This is a genomic window from Saccharopolyspora mangrovi (genome assembly GCF_035320975.1).
GTDB lineage: Bacteria > Actinomycetota > Actinomycetes > Mycobacteriales > Pseudonocardiaceae > Saccharopolyspora > Saccharopolyspora mangrovi.
This window is the reverse complement of sequence record NZ_JAWLNX010000016.1, coordinates 13,199-26,801: the sequence shown is the minus strand read 5'-3', so window position 1 is coordinate 26,801 and position 13,603 is coordinate 13,199. Positions and strand designations below refer to the sequence as shown.

The following is a 13,603-nucleotide window of genomic DNA, read 5'->3' as shown; positions in this document are numbered from 1 at the left end:
CCGACGCGTCGTCCACCCGCACGTCGACCACCACCGGTCGGCTCAGGTCCACGGCCGTCTTGAACTTCAAATCGGACGGATCGGTGACCCTCGGCAGATCTCTGATGCCGTTGTATGGGCCTGCATGAGGCGAGTCTTCGTCGATGTCACTGGACTGGCGGGCGGCCAGCGGCCTGGTCGTCCTTCCGCCACGCAGGCAGGCCCGGTCAGACTCGACCGAGGTTGTGCGAGGGGTGAAGAGTCGAAAGGCCTTGGCCGGGTCCTGCCAGCCGGGCGCAGTCTGGCGCTGTGAGAGCGCTGTGGAACGGTGTGATCAGTTTCGGGTTGGTGACGATCCCGGTCGGTTTGGTAGTGGCAACGGAGTCGAAATCGATCAGCTTCCGCCAGGTTCACCGAGCCGATGGGGCCCGAGTCCGGCACGAGCGGGTCTGCACCGCGGAGGACCGCCGGGTTCCGTGGGAGGGAGATCGCCAAGGGCTACGAGCTCCCCGACGGCCACATGGTCGTGCTGACCGAGGACGAGTTGGCGGAGTTGCCGCTGCCCAGTGCGCACACCATCGAGGTGGCCGAGTTCGTCCCGGCCGGCGCGGTGGATCCGATCCTGTTCGACCGCTCGTACTACCTGCAGCCGCACCAGGTCGCAGTCGGCGCCTACAGCCTGCTGCGCGACGCCATGACCGACACCGGTCGCGTCGGGCTCGGGCGGGTGGCGATCCGGACCCGGGGGCGGTTGGCGCTGCTGCGGCCCTATGGGCCGGGGATCAGCCTGGTCACGCTGTTGTGGCCGGATGAGGTGCGCGAACCGGATTTCGGGTGGCTCACCGACCAGGCTCCGCAGGCCCGCGAGCAGGAACAGCGGATGGCCGAGCAGCTGGTGCTGTCGCTGTCGAGCGCGACGTTCGACCCCACCGGCTACCGGGACCACTCACGCGAGGCGCTGCAGGCGCTGATCGATGCCAAGCTCGCCCACCGCCAGATCGCCGTCCCGCAGCCCCGCTCGCAGGAAGCTGCGGATCTGGAAGAGGCGCTGCGGGTCAGCCTCGACCAGGCCCGCCAGGCGCGCAGCGCTGGGCAGCGTGAGACCGGGTGAAGGCGGCAGGGGCGAGCGGACGACGAAGCGCCCTGCGTCGCCTTGGCGGGTGGCGCGGGGCGCTGTCGTGTTCGCCGTCGGTACTTCCTTACCTTGATCGCGGGTCGAACGGGGCCAGTCGTAGGGTCTCGGCACCCCAGGGACACCGGGTATGGCTTCGGTACTTCTGCCGCTGATGGCCGTAGGGGAATGGCCGCCTGGTGCTCCTCGACGACTCGGCTGCTGATTGGGATGCGCGAACAAGATCGCTGTGTAAGGAAGCGTCGGCGAGGTCGTCTGCTGGGAGCCACGTACCAACTGTGTGGAGGTGACCGTGACGGAGATCTGGGCCGGTATCGACGCTGGAAAGGCCCATCATCACTGTGTCGTGATCGACCCAGAGGGCCGGCGGCTGCTTTCCCGGCGGGTGGCAAACGATGAGTGCGAACTGCTCGGCTTGCTGGGCGATGTGGCTGCGCTCGGCGACCACGTGACCTGGGCGGTAGATCTCAACGCCGGTGGTGCTGCTTTGTTGATCAGCGTGCTGTTCAATCACGATCAGCGACCGCTCTACATACCCGGCCGCGTGGTGCACCGCGCATCAGCGATGTACCGGGGCGACGGCAAGACCGACGGCCTGGCACCAGTACCCCGCGATTCCGGCCGTATCAGCGGCAATCTCCACCGGCCACGCCGATATAGCCGTCGCCTGCTGCGGGTCTTTTACACCTCATCGCTCGTGAGCATCCAGCACTGCACAGCCTCGCGACGGTATTACAGGCGCAAGCGCGCGGAAGGCAAACGCCATACCCAGGCTGTACTCGCCCTCGCTCGACGACGAGTCGATTGCAGAACACAACCTAGAGGCCTGACCAACGACGTCGCTGAGGTCGCCAGGCGCGCCCGAACCGGCGGCCCGCTCCTGACGACGGTGTCAACTTGAGCTTGCGGGCGATCCAGGGCAGGGCGTCGGCGAAAGCCGCGCGCCAGACGTCGAAGGTGTGCTCACCGCCGGGAATGACGACCACCTCGGTGTCGATCCCGGCCTTGCGGGACAGTTCGGCGAGCTGGCTGACGGCTGCTCGTGGCTCCGCGTCCGCGTCTCCGACCGCGAAGAACCCGTGCAGCCCGGGAAACCTGGCGTGCGAGAGCAGCCAGACGGGTTCGTGGGCGTCGAACTCCTGCTGGGACCCGCCGTACAGCGCATCCACAGTGCCGGCCGGATCGTTGCTGTCACCGTCGCGGGGACCGAGCAGGCCGCCGAAGTCGCCGAACGTCGCGAACACGTCAGGATGGCGCAATGCCAGCATGATCGCGCAGCTTCCCCCTTCGCTGAGCCCGGCCACCGCCCAGTCCCGGCCGGGATCGCGGGCCAGGAACCTGGCGCGCACGAACCGGGGGACATCGGCGGCCAGGTAGGTCTCAGCGGCGCCGCGCGGGCTGTCGAGGCATTCGGTGTCGTCGAACACACCGCCGTTGATGTCGGGCAGCACGACGATCGGCGCGACACCACCGTGCTGCGCCGTCCACCGGTCGGCCGTCTGCCGCGCCTCGCCGCCGTCCAGCCAGTCCGTCGGGCTGCCAGGAGTCCCGTGCAGCAGCACGACCACCGGCAGTCGTGGGCGCGGGCTGGCGAACCACGCGGGCGGCAGGTAAACGCTGGCCGGACGTGCCTGGAATCCCGAATCGCGTCCCGGGATGTCCACCGCGACCACGACACCGGCAGCCGGTGGTGCAGTCCGCGCGTTGAGCATCGCCAGCGACCCCTGGCCCTCGCCTGCGATTCCGAGCGCCTGCGAGAGCGTCAGATAGTAGCCGTAGTACGCGTTCGCCCCAGCAAGGACGTTCACCGCGAGCAGTACCACGACGAGTGGAACGAGCAGCATGCGCATCGCGCGGTCGCGAAACCGCCACGCCAGCAGCGCGAATGAGAGCAGCGCGGCAGTCAGCAGCACCGCGCGCAGCGGCCACCAGTCGACCAGTGAGAGATCCGCGCCGAAATCGGCCATCTGCCACATTCCCGACAGCCTCCTGGTTTTTCGGCCCCGCCCGAAGAGGACGCTCGCCAGGCTACCGGTATTTTTCTGATCGTTCTGCGGGATCTCAGCGGCGGGCGGGGTCGTGAGCGGACGTCGTCGTTCGTGGCTCCGTCGGTGCTCACGAACTATTCCCCGGAGGGGCGAACTACCGGGCCAGAAACGAAAACCGGGCGATTCGGACGAAATCGACCGCCAGTACGCAGATTCCGCCGGCTGGGCAATAATCGACCTCGTGCGGGTGACATTGACGAGCGGTATCAGTCCGGGGCCGCAGCTCCCCCCTTCGATTGCCGAACAGGTGGGCGGGCGCAGTCCGCTGGAGTCCACGGTGCTGGTGGTGGCGCTCGGCCTACTGACGGCCGCCGCGGTCGTGGTGCTCTTGCGGCGGCGGATGCGCCGGATCGCCCTTGTTGTCCCGGTTCTTCTGGCAGTGCTGACGTGTGCGGCCGGGGTCAACAGCTACGTCGGTTACGTCCGGTCACTGGACGACTTCGCACGGTTGCTGCTGCTCGCCAGCGGCGGCAACGGCGAAGCCGAGCAGACCCCGCCGGAGTCGCTTCCAGCGCCGGGCGGGGTGCGGGTGGCCGATGCATCGTTGCCCGATCCACAGCTGGGCATCCCGACCGGTCGCACCCGGGTGCTTCTCCCGCCCGGCTACGACGATCCGGCGCGAGCCACCGAGCGGTACCCCGTGGTCTACCTCGTGCACGGCTATCCCAGCGGCGGCCCGGACGACTGGCTCGGCCCCGGCGGAGCGGTGCAGACCCTGCAGGCGATGGCGGACGCCCACGCCGCGCCCCCGGTGATCGTGGTCGCGGTGGACGCCACCGCAGGCACCGGCACCGACTGGGAATGCCTGAACGTGCCTGGTGGCCCTCAACTGGAGTCGTACTTGACCACCACCGTGCCGCGGGCGATCGATGCCCAGTTCCGCACCCTCCCCGACCGGGGAGAACGGGCGATCGGTGGGATGAGCGGCGGCGCGTTCTGCGCGCTGAACCTGGGGTTGCGCCACCAGAACACCTACTCCGTGATCCTGGCCACCGAGCCCTCCGACGACCCCGACACCGCCCTGCTGGCGGGCCACCCGGACCTGCTGCGGGCCAACACGCCGCGCGATTACCTCCCGACGTTGGAGCTGCTTCAGCCGCTCGCGGTGATGCTGCACGCTGGGGTCGTCGCACGTACGGACGTCGACCTCGCCTACCGTCTTGGCGACCAGCTCGCCGGCCGCGGCGCGAACGTCGCGGTGCGCATCGAACCGGGCGAATGGCACACCTGGCGCACCGCCCGCATCGGCCTGCCCTACCTCCTGGCCTTCGCGGGCGAGAACTTCGGCAAGGCCCCACCACCACGCCACTGATCGCCGCTAGTCCTCGAAGCCGTTCATCGCCGACCAGCGGTGTCGACTCTGACCAGTGGAAACGCGAGCGTGTCCCGAATGGATCCGCCGGTGATGAGCATGAGCAACCGGTCCACGCCGAGGCCCAGGCCGCCGGTCGGTGGCATCGCGTACTCCAAGGCGGCGAGGAAGTCCTCGTCGAGTTCCATCGCCTCCGGATCTCCGCCCGCGGCGTGCAGCGACTGCTCGGTGAGGCGGCGGCGCTGCTCGATCGGGTCGACCAGCTCGGAGTAGCCGGTGCCCAGCTCGGCGCCGAACGCGACCAGGTCCCAGCGCTCCGCCAGGCGCGGGTCGGCCCGATGCGGCCGGGTCAGCGGCGAGACCTCCGCCGGGAAGTCGGTGTAGAACGTGGGTTCGCTGGTTCGCGACTCCACCAGCTTCTCGTACATCTCCAGCAGCAGCGCGCCGCGCCCCCATCCTTGCTGGTAAGGCACGGAGGCCGCGTCGCACAGCTTCCGGAGCCGGGGCAGTTCGGTGTCGGCGGTGATCTCCTCGCCGAGCGCCCTCGAGACCGCCTCGTTAACCGGTACCACCGGCCAGTCGCGATCGAGGTCGTATTCACCGTGCGGGCCGACCGCGGTCGGTACCCCGCGTGCGGCGGTCGCCGCGGCCAGCACGACGTCTCTGCACAGCTCGCGCATCGTTGCGTAGTCGCCGAACGCTTGGTAGGCCTCGAGCATCGTGAACTCGGGGTTGTGCTTGTGCGACACGCCTTCGTTGCGGAAGTTGCGGCCGATCTCGAACAGGCGCTCCACGCCGCCCACGCACAGCCGCTTGAGGTACAGCTCCGGAGCGATCCGCAAGTACAGGCGCATGTCGTAGGCATTGCTGTGGGTGATGAACGGCCGCGCGTTGGCACCGCCGTGCACCGGTTGCAGCACAGGCGTCTCGACTTCCAGGAAATCCCTCCGCACCAACGCGTCCCGCAACGCGTGCACCGCGGCACCGCGGGCCCGCAGGGATTCGCGGGCGTCCGGGCGCATGATCAGGTCGACGTGGCGCTGCCGGACCCGACTCTCGGGATCGACCAGACCCCGGTGCTTGTCCGGTAGCGGTTGCAGGCATTTCGCCGCGAGCTGCCAGTCGCTCGCCAGCACCGACACCTCGCCGCGTCGCGAGGTGACCACTTCACCTGTCACCGACACCTGGTCGCCGATGTCCACGCGCTGCCGCCAGGCCTGTTGCAGCTCGACCCCGGAATCCTTGGTGGTGAGCATGATCTGCAGGTCTCCGGAGAAGTCCCGCAGCGTCGCGAAGCACACCCCGCCGTGATCGCGCACCAGCACCACGCGCCCGGCCACCGAGGTGCGACGGCCGGTCCTGGTGTCCGGCGACAGTGCCCGGTGGGATTCGGTGACCGACCGGCAGCGCTCGGTGCGCGGCACCACCGCTGGATAGGGGTCGACATCGGAGGCGCGCAAGGCGGCGAGCTTGTCCTGGCGCACCTGCTGCTGCTCCGAGGCGACGCTGCTGGGCACTTCGGCCACCACCTGGGGTATCGCGACCGATTGGTCCGGTGTGGATCTCCTCTTCGGCGCGGGCAGGAAGCCCTCCGCGATCGCCGAGGCGACACCGAGCCGCCCGAGGTCGCGCCGCTCGGCGAAGGCCACGTAGCGCGGGAACCAGTGCGGCCGGTACTTCACGTTCGACCGATACAGGGACTCCAGCTGCCACCAGCGGGAGAGGAACAGCAGCAGCCCGCGCCAGGCGCGCAGCACCGGCCCGGCTCCGATCCGCGCGCCCTCCTCGAACGCTGCGCGGAACATCGCGAAGTTCAGCGAGATCCGCTCCACCCCGAGTCGCGGCGCGGTCGTCACCAGCGAGCAGACCATGAACTCGACGACCCCGTTGTCGGCGTCGTGGTCGCGGCGCATGACGTCCAGCGACAACCCGGCGCGACCCCAGGGAACCAGCGACAGCAGCGCAACGGGCTCTCCGCGCTCGGACAGCGCCTCGACCAGCACGCAATCGCCGTCCTGCGGATCACCGAGCCGCCCCAGCGCCATCGAGAAGCCGCGCTCGCTCTCGGTGTCGCGCCAGGATTCGGCCAGCCGCGCGATAGCACCCATCTCGGGTTCGGTCACCTCCCGGTGTCGCCGGATGCGCACGGTGTGCCCGGCGCGCTCGACCCGGTTCACCGCCTGTCGCACCGGGCGCATGTCCCGGCCGTCCAGCCCGAACTCGCCGACGTGCAGCACCGCTTCGTCACCGAGCTGAAGGATCTTCATCCCCGCTCGCGCGTACGCGGTGGCACCCGGTTCGCTGACGCCCACCACCGCCGGTGTCCAGGTGTACTGCCGGCACATCGCCAACCACTTGTCGATCGCCGGTCGCCACGCCTCCGGATCGCCCAGCGGGTCTCCGCTGGCCAGGCACACCCCGGTGACCACCCGGTACGTGATCGCGGCCTTGCCGCTGTCGGAGAACAGCACCGCCTTGTCCCGGCGGGTGGCGAAGTAGCCCAGCGAATCGCGCTCGCCGTGCTCGGCGAGCAGCTGCCTGACCTGCTGCTCCTCCTCCGGGCGGAGCGCGGCGGCGAGGCGCTGCGCCCGCAGCAGCTGGAACAGCGCGGTGAACAGTGCAGCGGTGCCGAACAGACCCAGGACGAGGTTGACCCACCCGGGCGCGTGCCCGGCGGAGGTGATGTCGAAGTCGATCGCACCGCCGAGCACCCGCTCAGCGGTCCAGACCACCCTTGACCACACCCCCTGAAGAGAGCCCGGGAACAGCGTGACCAGTCCGTAGCCCACACTCATGAACACCGCCATGAGCAGCGCGAACACCGCTCCGGCCCGGTATCCGCTGCCTCGTGTCGCGCGGCCGTAGAACTCGCCGCGCGCCAGCCACAGCGGCACGAACGCGAAGATCGAGACGAGGATGTTGGTCCCGAAGGTCCACACGTGGCCGATAGGCACGTGGTAGCGGGCGCCCAACTCGTCCATCCACAGCGTCTCGGCGTGGCCCTCCAGCGCCACGAGCACCACGATGTCGCCGATGACCTGAAGCGCCAGGACGCCGATCAGGATCCACAACGCCAACCGCTTCCGACGTTTCAACGCCGTGGCCAGCACCGCGAGGAAGGCACCGTAGGCGAGGTTCGGCGGAGCCGGGAAGAGCACGTTGTCGACGAACGTGCGCACCGGTTGCACGCCGCCGAAGAGCGCCAGCCCCACCGCCGACACCACGCACAGCACCGCCACGAGGAACACCGTTCCAGCGGTGATGCTCGGCATCCTGCTGCGCCACCGGAGCCTCCGGCTCTCATCCTGCTGGATCACCGTGTCCCTCCTAGCCGTGGATCGGCGGTGAGGTCATCGAGGGCCGCTCACCGCGTCGGCGCCGACTCCAATCTACGACCGGGATACCGCCGTGCACCGCGCCCCCGACACCCAGGCGACGCGATTCCCGATCTTGCCGCACCTTTCTCCAATGTCGGCCCACAGAGGACTATCCGGCCGAATGGGACCCAGGACCACGCTCCCGGCCTCCGCCGGTAAGTGCGGGACGGCCACGTTCTAGCGAGCAGCATCGACTTGGCTCGCCGCCCCTTGATCCACTGCGGATCGCGCTCGTGCTCCTGAACGTTGGACGGGGAATGTCGGGCAGCTCCCATGACGAAGTTCTCTCCACAACGCGGGCCGCCGGGTCGACGCTGGAAGTATGGATGACTCAACCACTTCACCTCCTCGAAGGTGGCACATCGGTCATGGAGAGCGCCTCCTCCGTCACCGCTACGAGACGGCGAGCGTCGTCAACGACATGCTCATCGCTGCCTGGTTCATCGCCGGAAGCATCATGTTCTTCCAGCCGTCCATGTTCACACTCGGCACCTGGATGTTCCTCCTCGGCAGCATCGAACTGGCGATCCGTCCCAGCATCCGCCTCCTCCGACACGTCCACCTGCGTCGAATCCAGGCGGCCGGTCCTCCCGAATCCGACCACGACTTCTAGTCGTGCCCCCAGTGCGGCAGGGCCGGTTGTGGTCGACGCGCTGACACAGCTGCCGGGCTACACAGCCTCGGATCGAGACCCGCTGGCCCACCACGCGGTGGCGGCCAGGTACAGCTGCGATAGGTCATCTCGTTGCCGGGCTGATTTGTGCGCCCGCCCCGGCATGGGCGCCCGATCGAGCTGCACGAGGCCTGGAACGCCGAAGCTGAATTCGGTGAGGCATCAGTCATGACCAAGGCGAGCACTAGTCCGAGCGGACCCACAGCCGGTGCAGCAGGTATGCCAGCAGCAGGGTGGCTGCCATGCACACCAGGGGTCGCCCCGGGCGCCAGCGGTGCGCCCAGCACGTGGCTCCGGCAGCCCCCACCGCTGCGACGCCGAGCACCAGCAGCACGAGCTCACTCGAGATGACCTCGGCCGCCAGCAGCACCACTCCGGCGATGAGCCACAACTGCGCGACCAACCTCAATATGCCAGGACCCGCCATGATCAGGCAGTTCGCGCGGGCCGGGCATTTCGACCCTTCACGTGAGTGACCTCCGCTACCTCCACGGTGCCGCTCAAGACCGAAGCCTTGCTCACGCCGCGAGATGTCCGACTACCTCGCCTGCCGGTTGCGTCCACTCGCCAGCCTCCGTGAGCTGCTGACGCCTTCGGTGCCGCCGTTGCCCCGCGAACGGGTTCGCGCTACCGTCGGTACCATATTATTCTATAGATATAGAAAAACGGCTGTGCCCGCTGTGAGTAGAGGAGCATCAACGTGGCGACCACCCCACACACCCCGGACACCGCCACGCAGGAGGCTGATCCGCAGCGGGAGAGCGCTGAGCGCCTGCTGCGCAGCGGGCCGGCCGGCGCGGACGAGCTAGGCGACCAGTTGCGGACCGCAGTTGCCGAGACCGCTAGCTGGATGAGCGAGTACGGAGGTTTCGCCCCCCACCCGTCGTTGGACGTGGAGGCGGACGCTTTGGAACAGGCCACCGCCGAACTGCGTGCCCGGCTGCGAGATAACTACCCGTTCTTCCACCCGCGGTACGTGGGTCAGATGCTCAAGCCGCCGCACCCGGCAGCGGTGATCGGCTATGTGACGGCGATGCTGAACAACCCCAACAATCACGCCCTGGACGGCGGGCCGGCGACCGCGCGCATGGAGAAGGAGGTCGTTTCCCAGCTGGCAGCGATGTTCGGGTTCGACCAGCATCTCGGGCACCTGACCAGCAGCGGCACCATCGCCAACCTCGAAGCGCTGTTCGTGGCTCGCCAGACGCACCCGGACAAGGCCGTGGCCTACAGCGCCGATGCGCACTACACCCACGCGCGCATGTGCCATCTGCTGGGCCTGAAGGGGATCGCGGTCCCCACGACGGCCGACGGCACGATGGACCTGCAGCGACTGGAGGAGCTGCTGCGCAGCGGTGGGATCGGCACCGTGGTGGCCACAGCGGGCACCACCGGGCTGGGCGCGGTCGACCCGGTGCACGAGATCGTCGCGCTATGCCGCCGCTACGGCGTCAGGGTGCACGTCGACGCCGCCTACGGAGGCTTCTTTCGCCTGATCGCCGACGACAGCTCCGATGGTGTCGCTGCCGCGCCCTTCATCGCCATCGCCGAGTGCGACTCGGTCGTCATCGATCCGCACAAGCACGGACTGCAGCCCTACGGCTGCGGCGCGGTGCTGTTCAACGATCCCGACGTGGCCCGGCACTACCTGCACGATTCCCCCTACACCTACTTCACCTCCGACGAGTTGCACCTGGGCGAGATCTCCCTGGAATGCTCGCGCGCCGGCGCCGCGGCCGCGGCGCTGTGGCTGACCCTGCGGCTGCTGCCGCTGACCCCCGACGGCCTGGGGGCAGTGCTGCGGCCGGGCCGACGCGCTGCCATGGCCTGGGCTGAGCACATCGAGGCCAGCGAGCAGCTGAACCTCTACCAGCGCCCACAACTGGACATCCTCAGCTACTACCCCACTCGAGACCGCCTTTCTGAGATCGACCGAGCCAGCACGCACGTCCTCACCCGTGGCATGCAGCTGCCGTCCGAGCGGTCGTTGTTCGTAGCCACCTACACCGTCGACGCCGCCGCGCTGGCTGCACGCGGCCATCACGTGCAGGCCGACCTGCCCCACGGTCGCATCCTGCGCAGCGTTTTGATGAAGCCCGAAACTGAGCACTACGTCTCGTCGCTGCACCAACAGGTCCTAGGCCTTCTCTCCGAAACCGTCGACCAGTAGCCGATCAGATAGCAGCACCCAACGTCGCAGCATCCCCTGGAGGGAAGCAGACATGCCCAAGGTCGTCGACCACGACCAACGCCGCGTTGAGTTCATCGAAGCCACGTGGCGCATCATCGCCCGCACCGGTTGGGAATCGGCGACCATGGCCGCCATCAGCAGTGAAGCCGGCTACAGCAACGGCGCCGTCAAACCCTACTTCGCGACCAAGGACGACCTGTTGACCGCGGCCTTCGACCACATCTACGTCCAAACTGGACGACGCATGGCCACCGCCACCGGCTGCAAGCGCGGCGTCGCCGCCCTGCGCGCCTATTGCCGCGAGATCCTCCCGCTGGAGGCCACCAGCCGGGACGAAGCCCGCATTATCATTCCGTTCTGGCAGCAGGCGCTCACCCGCCCTGCGCTCGTCGAGCGCCACGAGCAAGCCATGCGCCAGTGGCGCCGAGACCTGCAGCGGTACCTCACCGAAGCCCGCGAAGCGGGAGAAATCCGCACCCACATCCCCGACGAAGACATCATCGGACACCTGCTCACCGCTCTTCTCGGCGCCCAGATCACCGCAACCCTCATGTGCACCATAGAGACCACAGAGACCCTCACCGCACAACTCGACGGTTTCCTCTCCCTGCTCGCCACATGACCAACGCTCGCGCGTCAGCCTGGCTGGAGCTGCCCGGGCCCGCCGAAGCATCCGCCTGTCCCGCCATTGCACCCCAGGTGGAAAAACGGCGGGACAGCAAAAACGCTCTTCCTCAACCACTTTCGCGAATCAGAAGGCGTGTAGTTAGTGCGCAACTCGCCCCTCGGACGCAAGAACGCGTGCAATTTCACCAATGCACGGCAGGCACTCTAGCACCGCAGCGACGGTGTCCGACCTGCAGACTCTTGTTCAACCGGCCGAGCCGGCCCGTGGCGGTACGAGTGCGGCTCTACCGGGATCGAGTTACCGGACTCCTCGAACCCACCTGGCCGTGCGAAGGTGCGCCGCCAGAGCTGTCCTAGGAACCGGTAGAAGCGGTAGGGAACGAACATGGCATCCGCGATGATCATCGCGCCGGAGAAGAGCGGGAGTCCCAGGAGTACCGCAATACCCACGTGCATGCCGAGCAGCATGGTCAGGACGACGAGCTTCAACCTGCTGAATAGGACGAACGGGAAGGCCACCTGAAGCAGCACGGTCAGGTAGCTGGCTACGGCGACAACCATCTGACTGCTGTCGATCATGAGCGACAACGCGGGCCATGGCTGGAAAAGTTCGAGGTTCAGAACGTAGTGCAGCGCGGTCCCGTTCTCCCAGGCATCGCCCTGGACCTTGAACAGCCCGGAAGATCCGTACACGATGCAGATCTGAGCCGCGATGACGAACATCCCGCAGTTGTGCAGCACCGTGGTCAATTGCCGGCGGACGGACAGGAACTGGCACCAGGGGTCCGACGCCTCCGGTTTTCCTGTGGAACGCCGGGCCTCGCCCCCGGAAGCCCGAAGCCGGGCCCTGCGCGCATCGAGGGACCACCGTCGACCGCACGCGATGAAGCAAAGGTAGATGGCCATGAGGAGGATCAGGTTGTCTCCTCCGTCCGACATGAAGATGGCCCTCCCGTGGAACGAGATCACCACCACCGCGAACAGGACGGACACTGCCCGGGTTCGCCAGCCCAGCATGAAAAGCGCGGACGTGATCAGGGCCAATGCATAGCAGACCTCGAAGTACGCCCGGCTATCGGACAGCGTGAGGATGCTGATCCACCCGGTTTGTTCGGACAGTTGGGTCGCCAGAGCAGGCGTCCACGGCGAACCGGGGCCCCAGATTTCGTCACGGTGGGGGAACTCCCTCAGCAGGAAGACGAGGTAGAGCAGTCCGTACCCGATGCGCAGCACTGCCGCCGCGTGGAGGGCCGTTGCTTCCTCCGCCAGACGAGTGCAGAACGCATCGAAGCGCTCGAAAGCTCGGCGCGTGCTTGCGTTCCCAGTCCTCGAAGCCGTGGTGCGCGGAGAGGATTCTGCGAGTGGTGTCGGCTCAGTCGCCATTGGGTTCCACCTTCCACCAGGGCAGGTACCTGGTTTCGGCCGAGCTCGGTTGGAGGCGGCCGGCTGTGCCGGGCGCTGCGATCGGTCGCGTGATCACCCGCAGCTGGATGGCCCCGTACGTGCCTGGCCGGTGCGTGGTGAGCCGGTCCACCGCAATGTTGCGCAAGTACTTCTGCATCATCAGGGCGCGCTCTGAACGCGGTTGATCCCCGCTGCCGTGCAGGTCGAGATAGGCGTCCCAGGCCCGGCGCAGCATGTTCTGGTTGGTATGGCTCGGGAACAAGTTGTGTTCCACGGCAGCGTTGTCCACGGCGGTCAGATCGAACCAGTCACTGACTTGCGGGGCGCCGCCCGGAGAAGACTGCACGGTCCTCACCGAAATCTGCCGAGTGACTGACTGCGGCTCCGGGGCGAAAAGCCGCCAGTTCTGTTCAAAGTACGGGTAGATCCAGGTATTGATCTCCGCGCGATAGTGCCGCGAAATCGTGTTCGAGGGGGCCACGTGCAGAAATATCAGAAGCACGTGGAAGACTGACAGCGCCAGGCACAGGGCTATCGCGAAGCCCGTTGCCGCCCCCAGCAGGCGGAGTCGCCGTGGAGGTCCTGGAGCCCTTGGAGGGTCAACCTCATCCCAAGCCTGCACCGCGCCGGTGGCGTTCGTTCCATCATCGAGTCCACCGCTCGGTTCCGTCATGGCAACTGACTTGCTGCCACCCAGCACGCGGCCGGCCGGCCCTTCCCTCATCTGAGTTCTCCTGAGCTTCTCATCCGCGTCCCAACGCCGTCGGCGCTCGCGTCCGGGGACACGGCGCCTTGCGGCGTCACGGTGGACCCCGGTTGTGAGCAGTGCCTTCCTCCGGGTTTTGCCCTGGCGGCGCGCG

General features: G+C 67.7%; 10 protein-coding genes and 2 pseudogenes. 7 read left to right on the top strand and 5 right to left on the bottom strand.

All coding sequences use genetic code 11. The features are described 5' to 3' along the window. Positions 1-288: 288 nt before the first annotated feature. The 3 genes and pseudogenes from R4I43_RS34355 to R4I43_RS21615 all read left to right on the top strand — a co-directional run. A pseudogene (locus R4I43_RS34355) lies at positions 289-402 on the top strand (Ku protein); the annotation flags it as partial. After that, positions 401-1,090 carry a non-homologous end joining protein Ku gene (gene ku / locus R4I43_RS21620; protein WP_324267499.1) on the top strand — a complete coding sequence of 230 codons (690 nt, stop codon included), beginning with the start codon at positions 401-403 and terminating at the stop codon, positions 1,088-1,090. The pseudogene R4I43_RS34355 and the gene ku, both read left to right, overlap by 2 nt. A gap of 301 nt (positions 1,091-1,391) precedes the next feature. Then, positions 1,392-1,916: pseudogene (locus R4I43_RS21615) on the top strand (IS110 family transposase); the annotation flags it as partial. Between the two features lie 13 nt (positions 1,917-1,929). Here the strand turns inward: R4I43_RS21615 and R4I43_RS21610 are convergent. Further along, complete coding sequence (locus R4I43_RS21610) at positions 1,930-3,087, bottom strand: alpha/beta hydrolase (RefSeq protein ID WP_324267497.1); 1,158 nt, start codon at positions 3,085-3,087, stop codon at positions 1,930-1,932. Between the two features lie 319 nt (positions 3,088-3,406). On the opposite strand from R4I43_RS21610, the gene R4I43_RS21605 reads away from it, so the two are divergent. After that, on the top strand, positions 3,407-4,471 hold the full coding sequence (locus R4I43_RS21605) for an alpha/beta hydrolase (RefSeq protein ID WP_324267496.1): 1,065 nt from the start codon (positions 3,407-3,409) through the stop codon (positions 4,469-4,471). A 23-nt stretch (positions 4,472-4,494) separates the two neighbouring features. Here the strand turns inward: R4I43_RS21605 and lysX are convergent, their stop codons facing one another. Beyond that, positions 4,495-7,788, bottom strand: coding sequence for a bifunctional lysylphosphatidylglycerol synthetase/lysine--tRNA ligase LysX (lysX, locus tag R4I43_RS21600; protein ID WP_324267495.1), 3,294 nt, complete (start codon positions 7,786-7,788; stop codon positions 4,495-4,497). Between the two features lie 382 nt (positions 7,789-8,170). On the opposite strand from lysX, the gene R4I43_RS21595 reads away from it, so the two are divergent. Beyond that, on the top strand, positions 8,171-8,461 hold the full coding sequence (locus R4I43_RS21595; protein ID WP_324267494.1) for a YrhK family protein: 291 nt from the start codon (positions 8,171-8,173) through the stop codon (positions 8,459-8,461). A 244-nt stretch (positions 8,462-8,705) separates the two neighbouring features. On the opposite strand, the gene R4I43_RS21590 is transcribed toward R4I43_RS21595, so the two are convergent. Then, positions 8,706-8,924: a hypothetical protein gene (locus tag R4I43_RS21590; RefSeq protein ID WP_324267493.1), complete on the bottom strand. Its 219-nt coding sequence runs from the start codon at positions 8,922-8,924 to the stop codon at positions 8,706-8,708. A 447-nt stretch (positions 8,925-9,371) separates the two neighbouring features. Here R4I43_RS21590 and R4I43_RS21585 point away from each other — a divergent pair, with 447 nt between their 5' ends. After that, complete coding sequence (locus R4I43_RS21585; RefSeq protein ID WP_407691291.1) at positions 9,372-10,691, top strand: pyridoxal phosphate-dependent decarboxylase family protein; 1,320 nt, start codon at positions 9,372-9,374, stop codon at positions 10,689-10,691. A gap of 52 nt (positions 10,692-10,743) precedes the next feature. Further along, positions 10,744-11,334, top strand: coding sequence for a TetR/AcrR family transcriptional regulator (locus tag R4I43_RS21580; RefSeq protein WP_324267491.1), 591 nt, complete (start codon positions 10,744-10,746; stop codon positions 11,332-11,334). A 209-nt stretch (positions 11,335-11,543) separates the two neighbouring features. Here R4I43_RS21580 and R4I43_RS21575 read toward each other — a convergent pair whose 3' ends face one another. Continuing rightward, positions 11,544-12,722 (bottom strand): HTTM domain-containing protein, encoded by a 1,179-nt coding sequence (locus tag R4I43_RS21575; protein WP_324267490.1) that lies wholly within the window; start codon positions 12,720-12,722, stop codon positions 11,544-11,546. After that, positions 12,712-13,467, bottom strand: coding sequence for a DUF5819 family protein (locus R4I43_RS21570; protein ID WP_324267489.1), 756 nt, complete (start codon positions 13,465-13,467; stop codon positions 12,712-12,714). Before R4I43_RS21570 ends, R4I43_RS21575 begins: the two co-directional genes overlap by 11 nt. Positions 13,468-13,603 lie beyond the last annotated feature (136 nt).